This window comes from Gordonia sp. (in: high G+C Gram-positive bacteria) (assembly GCF_020438995.1).
Classification (GTDB): Bacteria; Actinomycetota; Actinomycetes; order Mycobacteriales; family Mycobacteriaceae; genus Gordonia.
The window spans coordinates 1-17,831 of sequence record NZ_JAGQTN010000048.1; the positions used below are offsets into that span (position 1 = coordinate 1).

Below are 17,831 nucleotides of genomic sequence, written 5' to 3' on the forward strand. Positions count from 1 at the left end.
GTGACGCGGGAATCCTCGCCGCGGGTGGCCCACAGATACAGGCCCGCCTCGGAATGATCGACGGTGAAGCCCGCGTTCTCGACGGCCGCCTTCAGGACGTCGCGGCGGGCCCGGTAGCGCTCGCGCTGGGCATCGACGTGGGTGTCGTCGTTCAGGGCAGCGGTCATGGCCGACTGGATCGGGAACGGCAGTATCAGGCCCGAATGTTTGCGGACGGCGAGCAGTTCGGCGATCAGGTCGCGGTCGCCGGCGAAGAAGCCGGCCCGGTAGGACGCCAGATTCGACACCTTCGACAGCGAGTGGATGGCCAGCAGGCCGGTGTGGTCGCCGTCGCAGACCCGTGGGTCGAGGATCGAGTACGCCTCGCCTTCCCAGGTCAGTCCCAGGTAGCACTCGTCGGAGGCCACGACCACCTCACGCTCGCGCGCCCACTGCACGACCTTGCGCAGGTGATCGATGCCCAGCACCTTGCCGGTGGGATTCGACGGTGAGTTGACGAACATGAGCGCCGGCCTGGCCGGACCGAGTTGCACGGTCGAGTCCGCCCGGACCGGTGTCGCCCCGGCCAGCAGTGCGCTGACCTCGTACGTCGGGTACGCGACCTCCGGGATCACCACCGTCTCACCGGCACCGATCCCGAGGATCGACGTCAGTCCGGCGATCGCCTCCTTGGTGCCGATCACCGGCAGGATCTGGTCGATACCCAGTTCCGACGTCCCGTAACGCCTGGTCAGCGCCGCGGCGGCGGCCTCACGAAGGTCGGTGGTACCGATCGTCGTGGGGTAGCCCGGGAACGACGCACCGTCATCGAGTGCGCGGCGGATCAGCGGATCGACGGCGTCGACGGGTGTGCCCACCGACAGGTCGACGATCCCGTCGGGATGCGCGGCGGCCGTCGCCTTCGCACCGGCGATGGTGTCCCACGGAAAGTCGGGCAGCGTCGAACTGACCTTACGGCGTGATGCGTTACCCACTGGTTCCCATTCCTACAAGCCCTACAAGAAGAACGCGACTACTCCTCGATCGGCGCGAGTGCGGCGATGAAAGGAGGATCGTAGTCGGTCTTGCCGACCTTGCTGGCACCGCCCGGCGAACCGAGGTCGTCGAAGAAGTCGGCGTTGGCGCTGACGTACGGTTCCCATTCGTCCGGGACATCATCTTCGTAGAAGATCGCCTCGACCGGACACACCGGTTCGCAGGCGCCGCAGTCGACGCATTCGTCGGGCTGGATGTAGAGGCTCCGCCCGCCTTCGTAGATGCAGTCCACCGGGCACTCTTCGACGCAGGCCTTGTCCATGACATCGACGCAAGGCTCCGCGATGATGTACGTCACCACTCTCTCCTTCGCTGCACGTTCGTCTCCGCCACGTGGCGAGACCCGACGTCTGGTGCGCACCACATCCGGTGTGCACGTCGGCGGTTCGTACCGCGGCGAAAGTGGCGCAAGGGCTGGTCGCACCACCTGCGGACCGTCCGGCGGGCACACTTGTACCCGGCGAGAAGATCGCGCACCACAGTATCCGCCCTATACCCGGCCGAAGAAAAACTGACCGTGCCCTAAGCGGACCACCCCGAGAAGCTGACCAGCGGTTTCATGGATCCGATCCATCGTTTTAGGACAGATAAGTAATGCGGATCACACCGGCGGATGACCTTCGGTGCTTGCGATCAGGGTGCAGCAAACGGTGGCCCCGACCGGCACCGCCCGGCAAAGTGGGCGCCATGACGGCATCCGGGACGCTTCGGGCGGGTCTGCCCACACTTGACCGCGACCAACGCTCAGCGATCCGGCGACCGCTGACCCGGCACCTACCCACCCGGTTGCTGCCGGCCGATCTTCTGCGCATCGCCGACCAGGGGGCCGCGGACATCCTCGACGGCCGCTACGACGCGTTGTTGCCGGCGCAGTGGGACCGGTCCACCCGTTCGGCGATCCGTCTGCAGCGGCGCGACGACCTCGAGCTGTGGCTCGTCAGCTGGGTCGACGACGGTGAATCCGAACTGCACGATCACGCCGGATCGCTCGGTGCTCTCACCGTGATGTCCGGGTCACTGCGCGAGTACCACTGGACGGGCGACGACCTGAAGGTACGTGTTCTCGGTGCCGGTGATCAGGCTGCCTTCCCGATCGGATGGGTGCACGATCTGATGCGCGACCCTCGTCCCGCCGGAGCCGAACCCGGCTCCGCTCCGACGCTCACCGTCCAGGCGTACTCGCCGCCGCTGACCGCGCAGTCCTACTACGAGGTCACCGAGCACGGCACGCTGCGGCGCACCCGTACAGAACTCAAGGATCTCCCCGAATAGCGATCTGCCCCGGCGCGTACCCCCTAGGGCAGACCCGCCACCGGCTGCCGCGGCAGGCTCCGGCCCACCGGCCGGGTGTCGACGGCCAGGCCGGTCACGGGGTCGGCGAGCGCCTCGACGTGGGCGGTGAGCGCGGCGTCGATCCACCTGCCGCGATCGAGCACGTACTGCGGCTCGGCGGTGATGCGTTCGGTCAGTGTGAAGCCACACCGGGAGGTCAGGTCGGCGAGCGCGTCGAGGTTGGGCCACGGCCGTTCCGGGTTCACATGGTCGGGGGTCAGCGGCGACACCCCGCCCCAGTCGGCGATCCCGGAGGCGATCAGCGCCGCGCACTCCTCGTGGGACACCAGGTTGGGCGGTGCCTGGATCGCCACATCCGGTCCCATCACCAGCCGCGCCACGGCGACCGCGGACAGGAACTCCGACATCTCCGCATCCGGGACGCCACGCATCGCGGTGTCCGGTTTGGCCCGGAAGTTCTGCACGATCACCTCTTGGATGTGCCCGTAGGTGCGGTGGATCTGCGCCATCGCGAGCAGCGATTGCGCCCTTTCGGTGAGGTTCTCACCGATACCGACCAGGATGCCGGTGGTGAACGGCACCTTGGCCTCGCCGGCGTCCCGAAGCACTTGGAGGCGAACGAGCGGATCCTTGTCGGGGCTGCCGTAGTGCGGCTGCCCCTTGTCGGTGAACAGCCGCCGGGCGGTGGTCTCCAGCATCATGCCCATCGACGGCGCCACCGGACGCAACCAGTTCAGCTCGTCGAGCGACATGACACCCGGATTCAGGTGCGGCAACAGCCCGGTCTGTTCGAGGACTGCCACCGACGCCGCCCGCACGTAGTCGAGCGTCGATGAATAGCCGCGCTCGGCCAGCCATTGCGCGGCCTCGGGCCAGCGATCCTCCGGCCGGTCACCCAGAGTGAACAGGGCCTCCTTACAGCCGAGTGCGGCCCCCTGCCGTGCCAGGGCGACGACCTGATCGATCTCGAGGTACATGCCGTGCCCTTCGCGGCGCAGTTTGCCCGGAACGGTCACGAACGTGCAGTAATGGCACCGGTCCCGGCACAGCCGCGTCAGCGGGATGAATACCTTGCGCGAGTAGGTGATCCGGCCCGCTCGTCCCGCCCTCGCCAGCCCCTCGTCACGCAACCGCGCGGCGACCGACTGCAATTCGGCCAGGTCGGCACCCCGGCACGACAGCAGCGTGACGACATCGTCGAGGGCCGGCTGCGCCCCCGTGGCCGCGGCGTGTTGCGCGGCGGCAAGTGCGGTGGCCACCGCCTGACCGGTGCTCATCGGCCGCCACCCGGACTCGCAGGGGCGAACTCACTCCGGCGCACGACGTATGGGCCAGGGTCGAAAGTGCCGTTGCGTTCGCGGAACGACACCGCCGTACCCGGCCATAGCAGCGTGAGCCGGCCACTGCGCTGATCGACGTACCAACTCCGGCAACCGGTCAGCCACACCGTCGGGGCACTGCGCTCGTCGATCTCTGCCGTATAGGCGACCTCTGCCTCGGCCGACACCTCCAACGACGAAATAGACTTGGCGGCAATATAATTCAAGGCACCGACGACGTAGTCCAGTTGTGTCTCGATCATGTAGATCGCCGAATTGTGCCCGAGCGCCGCATTCGGTCCATCGAGGACGAACATATTGGGAAAGCCCGCGACCGTCGTTGACGCATACGACACCATGCCGCGGGACCAGTGGTCATCGAGGACCTGGCCGTCACGGCCGCGGATCCGCACCGCGACCGGCGGACGCGTGGCCTCGAATCCGGTGGCCAGCACCAGGACATCGAGATCGTGGGTGGCACCGCTCGCCGCGCACGCCTTGTTCTCGACAACCGATGTCAACGCACTCGGCTCGTACACCACATGGGGCTGTCCGAGCGTCGGATAATAGTCGTCGCTGAGCAGAATCCGCTTGCAGCCGATCTCATAGTCAGGCGTAAGATGCTGTCGCAGAATAGGATTAGATACCTGTGCAGCCAGATGGCCGAGCGCCAGATCCCGGATCTCGTCGATGTCGGGCACCAGCCGCAGCCGCTGCGCGAACGCCCGATCCGCGTCGAGGAGCAGTTGCTCGCGCAACGCCCGCGCATTCTCCTCAACACGTAGCCGCGCCCGCTCCTGCTCGCTGAACGCCCGATCCTGGCGCGGCACCACGTACGCCGGTGTCCGGGCGAAAACCACCAGTTCCTCGGCCGACTCGGCCAGGTGCGGGATGATCTGCACCGCCGACGCCCCGGTCCCTACGACGCCGATCCGCTCCCCGCCCGACACCACATCCGGATGCCATTGCGCGGTGTGCACCACCGTCCCCGAAAAGCCGTCCAGTCCATCGATGTCGGGAACATGCGGTTCGGACAGCCGCCCGACCGCCAGCACCAGCATCCGCGCCCGCACACGGCCCCTGCCTGTCACGAGGGACCATTGCGCCGACGACGCGTCCCACCGCGCATCAACCAGCTCGCAACCGAGCCTGATGAACGGCGTCAGTCCCTCCTCGTCGACGGTGCGCTGCAAGTAATCGCGGATCTCCGCACCCCGCGGGAACAACGTCGCCCAATCGGCAGGCGGACGGAACGAGAACGAATACAGGTGCGCCGGGATATCGCAGGCGATTCCCGGATACACGTTGTCGCGCCATGTGCCGCCCACCGCATCGGCGCGTTCGAGCACCACGAACGATTCCCGGCCGCGGCGCCGCAACTGTGTGGCCATACCGATCCCGGCGAATCCGGCCCCCACGATCGCCACATCGACCTCGGCCGGAACGGACCCGCTCGCCCCGGTCACATCCCCCGTCGCTTCGCTCGCCCCGGTCACCGACCGTGCACCTGAGGGATCGGCGTCAGCAGTGCTGCGGGTGGTGCGCCGTAGCCGGTGGTGCGTTGCACCGGACGGCGGCCCACCGCGGCGGCGATGTCGGCGACCTGCTGCGCCGACAGCACGCGGCCCGACTCCTGACCGGCAGCGGGCATCAGGACACCGTCGATCAGCAGGCCGCCGATGTCGTCGGCGCCACCGCGCAGGATGTCGATGACCGTATCCGGGTCGAGCTTGGTCCACGCCACCTGCACGTGCGCGATCCGGCCGAACGTCAGCAGCCGGGCCACCGCGTGCACTGCGCGCGTCTCGCGTCGTGAGGCCAACCCGTGGGCCCCCAGCTGCGCGGGCGCCATCGACGGCAGCATCGGCATTACGATCAGCTCACTGAAACCGCCTGTGCGGTCCTGGATCTCATTGAGCAACCGCAGATGCGCGACGATGTGCCGGGACGACTCGACATGCCCGTACAGCAGCGTCGAGGTGGAGAACAGGCCGACGTCGTGCGCGGCCTCGATGGATTCGATCCACTCGGACACCGGCGGCGCCGACCCCCCCGACAGCCGCGCGCGCACCTCGTCGTCGAGGATCTGGGCGGCGGTGCCCGGCACCGAACCGAGCCCGACATCGCGTGCCCTGCTCAGGAACTCCGGGATGGACAACCCCATCCGCGCCGCACCGTCACGCACCTCGGGCGGGCGGAACGCGTGCAGGTGCATCTCCGGGGCGACGGCATGGATCTGTTCGATAAGCCGCAGATAGCCGTCGTCGGGTGCGTCGACGGGGATCGGGCCCTGCATGCAGATCTCGGTGGCGCCGAGCTGCCAAGCCTCGTCGACGAGCGCCGACAGTTCCGGTACTCCATCGGCACCACTCGCGATGACGGTGGTGTCGAAGTTGCGGTTGACCACGAAGGTCAGCGCATCCGGGTCGGTGACGGTCTGGCGCGCCGAATCGGCGATCGCACACAGCTCATCGAGTTCGGTACCGTCCGCGCCGAGCAACGCCACCCACTCGCCGTCGGTCAGCGACGCCGGGTCCGTGGCCGCACGTCGCAGCGCCGCACGAACATCCGCCGTCTCGGCCACCGCATCCCGAGCCCACTCACGTAGGACCATGATCACACTGTAGCGATCGGCAAGGCCCCCACCCGAACCCGGACGGTCCACCCCGGACGACGTGCGGGCACGGACCGGCGGCTCACCTGGGCCGGGTGCTCAGCCGACCGGACCACAGGGCCGCCAGCGGGATACCGGCACCTACCGCCACCAGCAGAAACGTCGCCACGAAGTCCGTGCCGTCCAGCGGGAGCACCACGTCGCGACCGGGACCGGCCGTCGCGGCGACCATCAGGGTGAGCAGCCAGGCGATCAGCGGAGCCACCCGGCCCGGCCCGCGCGAAAACCCGGAGGCCAGCCACAGCAGCACCAGGTTGGTGAGCCCCACGAGCACTGCCACGACCGGGATCTGTTCACCGAAGAACCGCTGCGGGGCGAATCCGGCCGACAGCAGCCCGACGGGGATGGCCGCGCACGTCAGCAAACCCAGCATCACGCGGTCGAAGACGACGCTGGGCATCGACCACACCTCGGCGACGGCGGTGGCCACACGCACCGATTGCACGTTCAACCTGCCGAAGAAGGTGTCCGGCTGCGCGACGGTAGGGGGCGGCTCCGGCAGCGCCGCCACGACAGCGGGTATAACCGTCTGCTGACGCTTCTTCGGCGTGTTCCGGCGCTTCTTCTTGGCCGCCATCGGCTCAGTCCAGTCCCGCGAAGAGATCCGTCTCACGGCCGGGCGCATCGGACCGGGGACCGTCGACCTGTACGAAGTGTTCGACCGCGCCGATCGGGGTGAGGATGTTGTTCGACAACGCGTACTCGGTACCCGATGCCGCAACGGTCACCTGGGTGGCGTGTGCGGCCAGCGCCGCAGCCTTGCGCTCATACACCGAACTGACGTCGACCTCGGCGGTGATGACCCCGTCCGGGTAGCGGGGCAGCTCCCCGTCGCCGGGCATCCGCCAGCCCAGCGGCACCCGACCGGCTGCGGCCGCCAGACCGGTTTCCAACGCGCTGTGTTCAGTGACCGACTCGTACACCTTCATCTCGGTGCCGAGCCGCGCCCGGGCGATCGGCAGGGCCGCGGCGGTGACGTCGTGCACCCGCACGTGGTCGGGATGGCCGTAGGTTCCGGCCTTGTCGTAGGTGATCACCACCTGCGGGGCGAACTCGGCGATGATGTCGGCCAGCAGGGCCACCGGCCGTTCGAGCCGCGCCTTCGCGAGCGCCCGCGGGTGTTCGGCCGACGGGGAGCCTGCCATACCCGAATCACGGAAGTGCCCGGCGCCGCCCAGGAACCGGGGTCGCAGGACGCGATCCGGCGGGCTCAGCGCGGCCAGTGCGGTGGTGAGTTCGAAGATGCGATATCCGCCGAGCTGATCGGCACCGCCGTCGGCGACCAGCTGTGCCCATTCGTCGCCGATCACCTCTCCCTCCTCACCGAGCGTGAAGGTCACCACCAACACCTGCGCGCCCTCGGCAAGATACCGGGCGATGGTGCCGCCGGTCATGATCGTCTCGTCGTCGGGATGGGCGTGAACCAAGAGCAGCCTGCGGCCTGCCCGCGCCGAATCCGTCACACCCGTGCCTTCCCTGCTCACCTGACTCGTCCCGCTCATTTCTGGTCCCACACGTCCGCATCGCCGAAGATCCCTACTTGGATCGGTCCGGACAGCGGTACCCCGGTCACCTGATCGGTGACGCCGACCAGCGACAGTTCCTGATAGATCGGCAGGTACACCGATTGTTCGGCCAGCAGCGGCTCGGCCTCCTCCAGCAGCGGCGCCGGATCGTCGGCCGACAACACCGCGCGGGCCAGCCTGATCAGGTCCTCGTCGCACAGGCCGGAGATGTTGCCGATGTATCCGGAGTCGGCGGCATCCGGGACGGGCCCGGTCGGCGACACCGATGACGACGACACAGATGACGTCACCGCCGGCTGTCCCGACGCCGGTGACGGGGTAACCGAGTCGCTCGGTGTGGCGGGCTTCGACGCAGACGCCGGCGCGGACCCGGCCTTGGGGGCCTCGCAGTCGACCTGCGACGCGAAGGCGACGGCCGGCGGCACACCCACCGCCGTCCAGCCGACCACCAGATCGACCTCGGAGTTCGTCAACGCCGTACCGTACAGTTCGTTACCGGCCAGCAGCCGGGTACCGGCCCGGATACCGATGGCGCGTAACTGGTCGACGATGGTCGCGGCCGCCGACGCCGAGCGCGGATCCCCGGATACCGCGCCGACGCGAATGGTGAGATCGCGGCCGTCCTTCTGGAACGGCGCCACCCCGACCGGCACCGATGCCATCTCGGAGTCGTCCCGTTCGGCGCCGGCCGATTCGGGGGCACCCGCGGTACCCGAAGACGGCTCCGAGATACCGGACGACGGGGCGCCCGCTGATGAAGGCACCGGGGTCCGCGCCGTCGGGCGTACGGGGTCCGTGGTGACTGGGCCGGTGGTCGGGGTCCGCGGCGCCGGTTCGGAAGGCTGACCAGACGCGGGAGGCCGGCTCTCGGAAGACCCTGACGCCCCTGAAGACTCCGGAGCAGGCTCCTCGCCGGACTCCGAATCGGACTCTGCCGTGACTACCGGGCCACGCTCGAATCCGGCGCCCACCAGCAACGATTCGATCCTGGCGTTGTCCAGTCGCGGCCTGTCGGCCGGCGTGTACCCGGCGTCGGTGGGTGCGTAGACGGTATTGGCGAACCGGGTGACCACCTCGTCACCGGCCCCGGCGAACGTCACCAGCTGCCGGTCGATTGCGCCCAGTATCGCGGTGCGGACGGACAGCTCCCGCATCGCCGGGGTCCGCGTGTTCGCGGTGACCGTAAGAGCCCGCGGCACCGGGTCGCGCCGGGTCGATGTCCCCGGTACCGCCGACAGTTCCGCCTGCGTCGACGGCCCGCTGGGGAAGTTCACGATCGCCGAATCGCGGGCCCGCACGGAACCGACCATCTGCGGCACGGTCCCGGCCCTGCGCAGCACGATCTGGTCGAGCACCGACGGTCTGGCCCAGTACCGGTCGTTGCGGATCAGCCGCACCTCGTCGCGCGTCTGGTCGATCGACCGGATGAGGAAGGGTCCGGCCGACACCGGCATCCCGCTGTCCATGCCGGTCTCGAATCCGGACGGGGTTCCCCGCAGGACATGGCTGGGCAGGAGGTTGGTGAACAGTTCCCGCCACGCGGGATAGGCGGCGGCGAACCGCACATCGACCGTCTTACCGCCCGAACTCGTGGCGACCGAGTCGATGAGCCGGTACCCGGCGGGCGCGACAGCACCCGGTCGTCGCGACATCTGCTGCCATAGATAACTGAAGTCGTCGCCGGTCACGGGCAGACCGTCGGACCACTGCGCATTCTTGTGGATCCGGTAGGTGACGGTGAACGGCTCGGTCTTGGTGACCTCGGCCGAGGTGACGAAATCGGTCTGTAGCACCCACCGGACGCCGGTCGGCGAGTCGACGGGAGCGAACGGGCTCGGCAGCGTGGTCGCCGCGATCGCCGTGGTCACCACGCCCTGATCGGTACGCAGATGCGGGTTGAAGCCAGTGCCGATCGAGCCGGTGGCGATGTAGATGGTCTTGTCGTCGGGGTAGGGCACCGGAGTGGCCGGGGGCGCCGTCTCACGGACGGGCGGCGGTGGATCGGCGCTGCATCCACCGACCAGCAGCAGCGCTGCGGCGAGTGCGGGAAGCACCACCTTGCGTCGTTCGCGCACCCGTCGCATCTCCTTCACGTGGCCCGACCTGTGTGGTGGATCGGGGCCGAGATCCGGCCCTGATCCACCACATTAGACGCGTCCTGTCCTCCGAACGGTCGGTCAGCCCACGGCTTGGTCGCGGGCCTTGGCGCGGGATCGTTCGCGGGCCCGGGTCGAGGAGTCCAGATGCACCTTGCGCACCCGCACCACCTCGGGGGTGACCTCGACGCACTCGTCGGCGGCGCAGAACTCCATCGCGCCTTCGAGGTCGAGCTGCATCGGCTTGGCCAGGGTCTCCATGACGTCGGCCGACGACTGCCGCATGTTGGTGAGCTTCTTCTCACGGCACACGTTGATGTCGAGGTCCTCGGCGCGCGGGTTGATGCCCACGACGTGACCCTCGTAGCTGTCATCGCCGGGGTTGACGAAGAAGGTGCCGCGGTCGGCGAGCTGGATCATCGCGTACGGGGTGACGCTGCCGGCGCGGTCGGACACGAGCGATCCGGTGTGCCGGGCGCGGATCTCGCCGGCCCAGGCGTCGTAGCCATGGAATACAGCGTTGGCGATGCCGGTGCCGCGGGTTTCGGTGAGGAAGTCGGTGCGGAACCCGATCAGGCCACGCGAGGGCACGATGAACTCCAGGCGCACCCAGCCGGTGCCGTGGTTGTTCATCTGCTCCATGCGCCCCTTACGGGCGGCCAGCAGCTGGGTGACCGCACCCAGGTATTCCTCGGGCACGTCGACGGTGAGGTGCTCGAACGGCTCGTGCACCTTGCCGTCGACCTTGCGGGTGACCACCTGCGGTTTGCCGACGGTCAGCTCGAATCCTTCGCGGCGCATCTGCTCGACGAGGATCGCCAGCGCCAGCTCACCGCGGCCCTGCACCTCCCAGGCGTCGGGGCGGCCGATGTCGAGCACGCGCAGCGACACGTTGCCGATGAGTTCGGAGTCCAGGCGGCTCTTGACCATGCGGGCGGTCAGTTTGTGACCGGACACCCGGCCGGCCAGCGGCGAGCTGTTGGTGCCGATCGTGACCGAGATGGCCGGTTCGTCGACGGTGATCCGCGGCAGCGGCACCGGATTCTCCAAGTCGGCGAGGGTGTCACCGATCATGATCTCGGGCATCCCCGCGACGGCGACGATGTCTCCGGCGACGGCCGATTCAGCGGGGGCGCGCTCGACGCCGACGGTGGCGAGCAGTTCGGTGATCTTGGCGCGCTCGACGACGGGCTCGCCGTCGACCTCACGACACCACGACACCTGCTGCCCCTTGCGCAGGGTGCCGTTGTGGATGCGGACCAGCGCGAGCCGGCCCAGGAACGCCGAGGCGTCGAGGTTGGTCACGTGTGCCTGCAGCGGCGCCTCGGGATCTCCCTTGGGAGCCGGAACGTATTCGAGCAGCACGTCGAAGAACGGGTCGAGGTTCTCCCCCTCCGGCACCTCGCCGTTGGCGGGCTGTTCGGTGCTGGCGATGCCAGCGCGGCCGGACGCGTAGAGAACAGGCAGTTCGAGGGCCAGTTCGGCGGCCTCGGCGGCCTCGTCGTCGAGGTCGGAGGCCAGATCGAGCAGCAGGTCCTGGCTCTCGTCGACGACCTCCTGGATGCGGGCGTCGGGACGGTCGGTCTTGTTGACCACCAGGATCACCGGCAGTGACGCGGCCAGAGCTTTGCGCAGCACGAACCGGGTCTGCGGCAGCGGGCCCTCGGATGCGTCGACGAGCAGGACGACTCCGTCGACCATCGACAGGCCGCGTTCGACCTCACCACCGAAGTCGGCGTGGCCGGGGGTGTCGATGACGTTGATGACGAACTCGGTGCCGTCGGGCTGGCGACGGTGCACCGCGGTGTTCTTGGCGAGAATGGTGATGCCCTTCTCGCGTTCGAGGTCACCGGAGTCCATGACCCGGTCGACGAGTTCGGCTCGCTCGCCGAAAACCCCGGACTGGCGGAGCATCGCATCGACCAGCGTGGTCTTACCATGGTCGACGTGCGCGACGATCGCGACGTTGCGGAAGTTGGGGGCAGCGCTCACTGACTCTCTCCAGGTGTTGGGCAGTACGAATCCGCCGTGATCGGCAGGTCAACCGGCCCATGGTAGCGCCTCGGTGCTGTGAGATGCCGATCACAGGGTTCGCTTAGGCACTGCTAACGTCGATTCATGGGCAAGGTCAACCCCGCCAAAGTCGGCGGAATGAAGGCGAAGAAGAAGTGCTGTAAGAAGAAGACGCGGTGCGTGCGCTGCCCCGTGGTCATTCACCGGATGCGCAAACTCGACACCCGCCGCATGTCCAAGAAGGAACTCGACCACGCCCTGAAAAAGGCCCGCGCCTCCTGACCGACCCCGTCCGACCAGCCCCGTCGGGGTGCCCACGGTTCGCCCAGTTACGCATCCGTCCAGTTACCCATCCGCCCAGTTGCTCAGCAGCCCGATCAGCTCGTCGAGCCATGCCACGCTCGAGGCCATCAGTACCCCGGCCTCATTCATCCGCCGCAACTCGGCCACGTCCACCCAGCGCAGGTCGGCGTGTTCGAGTGCGCGAGGCGTTCCACCGGTCTGCCGGGCGCGCAGCGCCACCACCTCGAATCCGGGTATCCCGGTCACGACCTCGCCCACCTGCTCGCCGGCCTCCACGCGCATACCGAGTTCTTCGACGATCTCGCGTTCGAGCGCGGCCTGCCACGTCTCGCCGTCCTCGACCTTGCCACCCGGGAGCTCCCACAGCCCCGCGTCTTCGGGCGGGGAACTGCGCTGTGCCAACAGCAGTGTCGACGTTGACGGATCGATGATCACTGCTGCGACGACGATTCGGGTCATCCTGCTCCTCTGCACGCTTGGACGATCGGGTGCCGAACGAGGTACCGATGTTACCGAACAGGCGACGGTCCCAGCAGCGCGATCCTGTCGACGTCCAGGCGCAGGAGCGCCTTGTCGCCGGGCGCCAACCGGTCGGACGGTGCCGTCGCCGGCAGGACGCCGATCGGTGTCGACACGTCGACGCGCACACCGGTCGGCAGGACGGCTGCATAGACCACTTCCGCGACAACCCCACCTTCCCGGATGTCATCCAAAAGCGGTATGGCCACAACAGATTCCGGGCGAAGACCAAGTCGTATCGGTCCTTCGGGGAGGTCGATCGCAAACTCGCCGAGCGCACAGGAGGCCACACCCCGTTTCACTGTAGCGTCGAGAATCGTTGTGACGCCGAGGAATTCGGCGGACCACTCGTCGATCGGATTGCGCCACAGGCGGGCCGGCGTGTCGGTCTGCACGATCCGGCCCTCGCGCATCACCGACACCCGGTCGGCCATCAGCGCGGCCTCGGTGTGATCGTGGGTCACGATCACCGTCGGCGTGGACGTCTCGCGCACGATCGCAGCGATGTCGACCGCGAGCCGGTCGCGCAGAAGTTTGTCGAGCGCGGCGAGCGGTTCGTCGAGCAGCAGCAGCCGTGGCCGCGGTGCCAGGGCACGCGCTAACGCGACGCGCTGGGCCTGTCCGCCGGAGATCTCCCGTACAGAGCGCTGCCCGTAACCGGACAAGCCGACCAACTCCAGCATCTCCTGCACCCGTGCCTCGACGTCGCGGCGTCTCCAGCGGCGCATCTTCAGCCCGTAGCCGACGTTCGCGGCCACCGAGCGTCCGTCGAACAGTTGCCCGTCCTGGAACACCACCCCGAAGTCGCGCCGGTGCGCGGGCACCCTCGCCAGGTCCTGTCCGCCGAAGGCGATATGCCCGGCCACCAGGGGCTCCAGACCGGCGATGGCCCGCAGCAGAGTGGACTTTCCGCAGCCCGACGGTCCGAGCAGCGCGGCCACCGGAGCCTGTGTGCCAACCGTCCAGCTCAGCTCGTCGATCACCACGTCGGCGCCGTAGCGCACCCGGATCCCGTCGATCTCGAGCATCAGTTCACCGCCGTCCGGGGCCGCACCGGACGGCGGCGATCGGCCCGCCTGCCGAACAGCTCGATGACGCCGACGGCGACGGCGGTGACGGCCACCAGCAGCATCGCCGAGGCCATCGCGGTGGCCAGGTTGTCGGCGCCGGGCCGGTTGAGGCCCGAACCGATGAGCACCGGCAGCGTCGTCGTGTCGGCGCGGGCCAGGAAACCGGTCGCACCGAACTCACCGAGCGCCATCACGAAGGCGAATCCGCCGGCGGCGCCGAGGCTGCCGCCGATGGTGGGCACGTCGATGGTGAGAAACACCCGCCACGGCGACGCCCCGCAGACCACCGCTGCTTGACGCAGCCGGGGTGGCACCGACGCGAGCGCCGGCAGCAGCACCCGAATCACGAACGGCACCGCGATGAGCGCCTGCACACACGGGATTATCAGCGACGAGTCCGACACCCCCGCGGGAAGCTGAGCCAGCGCGATCAGGTACCCGAAGCCCAGGGTCACCGCACTGATGCCCAGCGGAATCATCGCCAGCACATTGCCGACGACCGCGACCACGCCCGTCGCCCGGTGCAGCGAGATCGCCCCGAGCGTCCCCACGATCACCGCGATGAGCGTCGCCGATGCGGCGGTGGTGAGCGAGTAGCCGAGGGTGTCCAGGGGGCTGATGCCGTTCACGTCGTCGGCCAGCCCGCGATAGCCGCGCAGCGTCCAGCCGCCGCCCGCCGTCGGCCGCACCGAACGGACGGCCAGCACCAGCAGCGGCGCCACCAGCAGCACCAGCGTGTACACGACGGCCGCCGACACAGCGAGCCACTGCAGTCCGTGCGGTCGTCGGCGCCGCGGCCGGTCATGGGCCGAGCCCGACGCGGACGGGTCGGCGAAGATCCTGGTCAGCAGCAGCGCACCGATCACGACGACGATCTGCAGCAGCGACAGCGCCACCGCCTCCGGAATCCGGAAGTAGCCGATCGCCTGCTGGTAGATCTCGGTCTCCAGTGTCCGCAACCGGCCGTCGCCGAGGATGATGATCACGCCGAAACTGGTGGAGCAGAACAGGAACACCAGCGACGCCGCGGCCCCGATCGCAGGCAGCAACGGCGGCAGCAGCACCGTGACGAACGCCCGCACGGGGCCGGCGCCGAGGCAGCGGGCCGCTTCGGCGGCGCGGGTGGCCTGTGAGCGCATCGCGGCCCCGACGACCCGCACGAACACCGCCACGTTGAGAAAGACGTGCGCGAGCAGGACCGCCCAGAAGCCCGACTCGATCCCCAGGCCGGCCAGCGGACCGCCGAGCACGGCCCGGAAGACGATGCCCACCACCACAGTCGGCAGCACGAACGGCACGGTCACCGCCACCATCAGCAGTCCAGAACCGGGCAGATCCACGCGGGCGACCAGCCATACGATCGGAATCGACACGACGGCCACGAGCACGGTCGAGGCAAGCGCCTGCCCGAGGGTGATCCCGAGCAGACCGAAGGCATCGGTGTTGCGCAGCAGCCTGCCGACGCCGGTTCCGTCGGAAGCACCGGCCGCACGGTGGATCAGCGCGAGGACCGGCCACCCGAAGAACACCGCGACAAAGGCCACCGGGACGAGTGTGACCAGACCGAGCCCCAGGCGTGCGAACGCGCGGGTGGCCGCGGGCATCAGCGCCCGACGGCGTCTCGCCACTGCTGGAGCCATTGCTCACGGTTCTTGGCGATGACGGCGGGCGGGATCTTGATCGTCCACGCCGGGACGGGGGCGCGTTGCTGCCAGCCGTCGGGCAGCGGCGTGCCCTTCTGCACCGGATAGACGTACATCGACGACGGCAGTTCACGCTGGACGGTCTGGCTCAGCATGAAGTCGACGACCTTGCGGGCTCCGTCGACGTTCTTGGCACCCTTGAGGATGCCGACGTACTCGACCTGCCCGAAGCAGCTGTCGAGCAGGGCGGAGGTACCCGGTGTGGCCGCCGGTGACGACGCGTACGACAGCACGATCGGCTTCTGCCCACGGCCTTCACCCGCCGAGAACAGCTGGTTGTAGGCGATCTCCCAGCCCGAGACGATGGTGGCCTTGTTGGCGACCATCTTCTTCCAGTACTCCTGCCAGCCGCGCGGGTCGGCGTTGACGGTGGTCAGCAGGAAGGCCATGCCGGGCGAGGACGTACCCGGATCGAGTAGTGCCGACAGGTTGGCGTACTTCGCGTCCGTCAGGTCGCGGAAGCTCTTGGGCGGAGTCATATCGTGCTTCTCGAACCACGAGTCGTCGAGGTTCAGGCACACGTCGCCACGGGTGACGGCGGTCAGCTCGTTGTTCGAGTCCGCGACGGCATAAGCCGACGCGCCGTCGACCGCCGCCGGCGACTTGTACGGTTCGAGTGCGCCGTTCTCGATGGGGCGCGAGGCGAAAGTGTTGTCGATGCCGAAGACGACGTCGGCCTTGGGTTTGCCGGGGGTCAGCGAGATGGTGGACGCGAGCGCGCCCGCATCGCCGGACTTGATCACCTTGAGCGTGAGTCCGGTTTCCTCGGTGAAGGCCTCGTACACGGATTCGGGTAGTTCGAAGGAATCATGGGTGAGCATGACAACCTCGCTGCCGCCCGCGGCCGACGAATCGTCGTCACCGCACGCGGTCAGTCCCGCGCCGAGCAGCCCGCATACGGCGGCCATCGCCGCCATGGTGACGGCCCGGGACGGCTTTCCCACTCCCCTGCGCGGACGCTTTACGCTCAGCCAGCTGACGGTCACTTCTGTGGTCCTCACGGTCTAATTCACGCATTTGACGACTCGCCGGTGTCGGTGAGTTCATCCGATCTAACCAGGCAAAAGTCCGGCGCTTCGCTCCACCTGTCGCGAAGCTCTGCATCATCGGAGTATCATGTGCCACAGTAGATAACAACTTTATCATCATTACCAGATGCAACTCGGCGCCTGCGGTAGTCTGCTGATCAGTCACCCCACACGCATGCGTAGAATATGCGGCGACTCGCCCCGTCCAGACCTATCGATAGGACTCAACACGTGCGCTTGCCAGCCCACCCGTCCCCGCGTACGCCACGACGTGCGGCTCGCATGGTTCTTACTGCCACTGCAATCGCGGCCGCGACTTCGCTGACCGTTCCGGCGGCGCACGCCGCGCCCGCATCCGCACCGGCGGTCAAGCTCGACAAGCGGGTCCTCGACTCGATGGGCGTGTTCGCACCGGCGATCATCGGCGCCATCACCACCCCTGGCCCCAACGGCAAGGTCAACGCCGGTCTCATCAAGCAGGCCAGGAGCCTGTCGGCCACGCCGGGTCTGCCCGCCGACGCCGCGAAGATGTGGAACAAGGTGATGGACTTCGTCGGCGAGCCCGGCGCCAAGAGCCTGGTCGCCGAGCAGAAGGCCGCCGCCGACAAGAGGCTCGCGCCCACGGTCGGCGTCCAGAAGTACGCGAAGAAGAACGCCGAGAGCGAGCCGGTGATCCCGAGCGGACCCACCGCGCCGAAGATCCAGGAGTTCCTGTATCCGACCATCGGCATCGGCTGCATGGGCACCTCCGACGGCTTCACCGCCTCGCTCGGCCGTGCACTCGTGACCGCGGGTCCCCAGGAGGCTCCTGCCCCCGGACCCAAGGTGGGCGAGGCCGGCTACGTGTACACCGCACTCGGCACCGGCCCCGCGCTGAACAACCCCACCCAGAAGCTGTGGGTGAGCTGGCTCAACATCGACACCGGACGCAACGGCCGGACCGAGCTCAGGCGCAACGAGAAGATCAACGTCGCCGACGGCCCCGGCACCTTCACCGGTATCGCCCGCACCGGCAAGGGCCGCGTCATCTCCACGATCCACGGCACCGTCACCACCAAGAGCAAGGGCAAGGTGGCCACCTGCGGGATCGCCCCGACGATCGGGCTCGCCCTCATCTGATCTCACCCTCGAGGCTTTTCCACGAGACCCCCGGCAACCAGCCGGGGGTCTCGTGCCGTATGTGGGCCCGCCCGGAGCCGGGCGTCGACTCGCAATTCCAGGAGAGGCAAAGTCGCAAGTTCATCACGGCACA

The 17,831-nt window shown here is 68.3% G+C and carries 16 protein-coding genes; 3 read left to right on the forward strand and 13 right to left on the reverse strand.

Annotated features, from left to right (window positions below; translation table 11 throughout):
• Together dapC and fdxA are read right to left on the reverse strand one after the other, a co-directional pair.
• Nucleotides 1-974 (reverse strand): succinyldiaminopimelate transaminase (gene dapC, locus KDB67_RS03935; protein ID WP_291012654.1); only part of this gene is annotated, 974 nt, incomplete at its 3' end.
• Nucleotides 975-1,012: 38 nt separating this feature from the next.
• Nucleotides 1,013-1,336: a ferredoxin gene (fdxA, locus tag KDB67_RS03940; RefSeq protein ID WP_170319196.1), complete on the reverse strand. Its 324-nt coding sequence runs from the start codon at nt 1,334-1,336 to the stop codon at nt 1,013-1,015.
• Nucleotides 1,337-1,722: 386 nt separating this feature from the next.
• On the opposite strand from fdxA, the gene KDB67_RS03945 reads away from it, so the two are divergent.
• Complete coding sequence (locus KDB67_RS03945) at nt 1,723-2,307, forward strand: cysteine dioxygenase (protein ID WP_291012659.1); 585 nt, start codon at nt 1,723-1,725, stop codon at nt 2,305-2,307.
• A 23-nt stretch (nt 2,308-2,330) separates the two neighbouring features.
• On the opposite strand, the gene cofG is transcribed toward KDB67_RS03945, so the two are convergent.
• From cofG to typA, 7 genes are all read right to left on the reverse strand, one after another.
• Nucleotides 2,331-3,605, reverse strand: a complete 1,275-nt coding sequence (gene cofG, locus KDB67_RS03950; protein WP_291012662.1) for a 7,8-didemethyl-8-hydroxy-5-deazariboflavin synthase CofG — start codon at nt 3,603-3,605, stop codon at nt 2,331-2,333.
• On the reverse strand, nt 3,602-5,143 hold the full coding sequence (locus KDB67_RS03955; RefSeq protein WP_291012665.1) for an NAD(P)/FAD-dependent oxidoreductase: 1,542 nt from the start codon (nt 5,141-5,143) through the stop codon (nt 3,602-3,604). The genes cofG and KDB67_RS03955 overlap by 4 nt, the downstream gene beginning before the upstream one ends.
• On the reverse strand, nt 5,140-6,261 hold the full coding sequence (locus KDB67_RS03960; RefSeq protein ID WP_291012668.1) for an FO synthase: 1,122 nt from the start codon (nt 6,259-6,261) through the stop codon (nt 5,140-5,142). The genes KDB67_RS03955 and KDB67_RS03960 overlap by 4 nt, the downstream gene beginning before the upstream one ends.
• Before the next feature lie 82 nt (nt 6,262-6,343).
• Nucleotides 6,344-6,898 carry a hypothetical protein gene (locus KDB67_RS03965; protein ID WP_291012670.1) on the reverse strand — a complete coding sequence of 185 codons (555 nt, stop codon included), beginning with the start codon at nt 6,896-6,898 and terminating at the stop codon, nt 6,344-6,346.
• Nucleotides 6,899-6,902: 4 nt separating this feature from the next.
• Nucleotides 6,903-7,823, reverse strand: a complete 921-nt coding sequence (gene mshB, locus KDB67_RS03970; protein ID WP_291012673.1) for an N-acetyl-1-D-myo-inositol-2-amino-2-deoxy-alpha-D-glucopyranoside deacetylase — start codon at nt 7,821-7,823, stop codon at nt 6,903-6,905.
• On the reverse strand, nt 7,820-9,922 hold the full coding sequence (locus KDB67_RS03975) for an ABC transporter family substrate-binding protein (RefSeq protein WP_291012676.1): 2,103 nt from the start codon (nt 9,920-9,922) through the stop codon (nt 7,820-7,822). The genes mshB and KDB67_RS03975 overlap by 4 nt, the downstream gene beginning before the upstream one ends.
• A gap of 102 nt (nt 9,923-10,024) precedes the next feature.
• Nucleotides 10,025-11,935, reverse strand: coding sequence for a translational GTPase TypA (typA, locus tag KDB67_RS03980; protein ID WP_291012679.1), 1,911 nt, complete (start codon nt 11,933-11,935; stop codon nt 10,025-10,027).
• 126 nt (nt 11,936-12,061) lie between these two features.
• Here typA and KDB67_RS03985 point away from each other — a divergent pair, with 126 nt between their 5' ends.
• Nucleotides 12,062-12,238, forward strand: coding sequence for a hypothetical protein (locus KDB67_RS03985; RefSeq protein ID WP_291012681.1), 177 nt, complete (start codon nt 12,062-12,064; stop codon nt 12,236-12,238).
• A gap of 63 nt (nt 12,239-12,301) precedes the next feature.
• On the opposite strand, the gene KDB67_RS03990 is transcribed toward KDB67_RS03985, so the two are convergent.
• From KDB67_RS03990 to KDB67_RS04005, 4 genes are read right to left on the reverse strand one after another with little or no spacing between them, the layout of a single operon-like run.
• Entirely contained in the window at nt 12,302-12,718 is a 417-nt protein-coding gene (locus KDB67_RS03990) for an NUDIX domain-containing protein (protein WP_291012683.1), read from the reverse strand.
• Nucleotides 12,719-12,768: 50 nt separating this feature from the next.
• The gene (locus tag KDB67_RS03995) at nt 12,769-13,806 is read right to left on the reverse strand and encodes an ABC transporter ATP-binding protein (protein ID WP_291012686.1); all 1,038 of its coding nucleotides are present in this window, start codon (nt 13,804-13,806) and stop codon (nt 12,769-12,771) included.
• The gene (locus KDB67_RS04000; protein ID WP_291012692.1) at nt 13,806-15,452 is read right to left on the reverse strand and encodes an iron ABC transporter permease; all 1,647 of its coding nucleotides are present in this window, start codon (nt 15,450-15,452) and stop codon (nt 13,806-13,808) included. Before KDB67_RS04000 ends, KDB67_RS03995 begins: the two co-directional genes overlap by 1 nt.
• Nucleotides 15,452-16,468 (reverse strand): thiamine ABC transporter substrate-binding protein, encoded by a 1,017-nt coding sequence (locus KDB67_RS04005; RefSeq protein ID WP_291012695.1) that lies wholly within the window; start codon nt 16,466-16,468, stop codon nt 15,452-15,454. The genes KDB67_RS04000 and KDB67_RS04005 overlap by 1 nt, the downstream gene beginning before the upstream one ends.
• A gap of 393 nt (nt 16,469-16,861) precedes the next feature.
• Here KDB67_RS04005 and KDB67_RS04010 point away from each other — a divergent pair, with 393 nt between their 5' ends.
• On the forward strand, nt 16,862-17,698 hold the full coding sequence (locus KDB67_RS04010; RefSeq protein ID WP_291012689.1) for a hypothetical protein: 837 nt from the start codon (nt 16,862-16,864) through the stop codon (nt 17,696-17,698).
• The last annotated feature ends 133 nt before the right edge of the window (nt 17,699-17,831 follow it).

Bases quoted from the DNA above. Each gene is read 5' to 3' on its own strand.
- KDB67_RS03965 (WP_291012670.1), bottom strand. From the start codon at position 6,898: ATGGCGGCCAAGAAGAAGCGCCGGAACACGCCGAAGAAGCGTCAGCAG.
- KDB67_RS03960 (WP_291012668.1), bottom strand. From the start codon at position 6,261: ATGGTCCTACGTGAGTGGGCTCGGGATGCGGTGGCCGAGACGGCGGAT.
- KDB67_RS04000 (WP_291012692.1), bottom strand. From the start codon at position 15,452: ATGCCCGCGGCCACCCGCGCGTTCGCACGCCTGGGGCTCGGTCTGGTC.
- cofG (WP_291012662.1), bottom strand. From the start codon at position 3,605: ATGAGCACCGGTCAGGCGGTGGCCACCGCACTTGCCGCCGCGCAACAC.
- mshB (WP_291012673.1), bottom strand. From the start codon at position 7,823: ATGAGCGGGACGAGTCAGGTGAGCAGGGAAGGCACGGGTGTGACGGAT.
- KDB67_RS04005 (WP_291012695.1), bottom strand. From the start codon at position 16,468: ATGGCGGCGATGGCCGCCGTATGCGGGCTGCTCGGCGCGGGACTGACC.
- KDB67_RS04010 (WP_291012689.1), top strand. From the start codon at position 16,862: ATGGTTCTTACTGCCACTGCAATCGCGGCCGCGACTTCGCTGACCGTT.
- KDB67_RS03995 (WP_291012686.1), bottom strand. From the start codon at position 13,806: ATGCTCGAGATCGACGGGATCCGGGTGCGCTACGGCGCCGACGTGGTG.
- KDB67_RS03985 (WP_291012681.1), top strand. From the start codon at position 12,062: ATGGGCAAGGTCAACCCCGCCAAAGTCGGCGGAATGAAGGCGAAGAAG.
- KDB67_RS03945 (WP_291012659.1), top strand. From the start codon at position 1,723: ATGACGGCATCCGGGACGCTTCGGGCGGGTCTGCCCACACTTGACCGC.
- KDB67_RS03990 (WP_291012683.1), bottom strand. From the start codon at position 12,718: ATGACCCGAATCGTCGTCGCAGCAGTGATCATCGATCCGTCAACGTCG.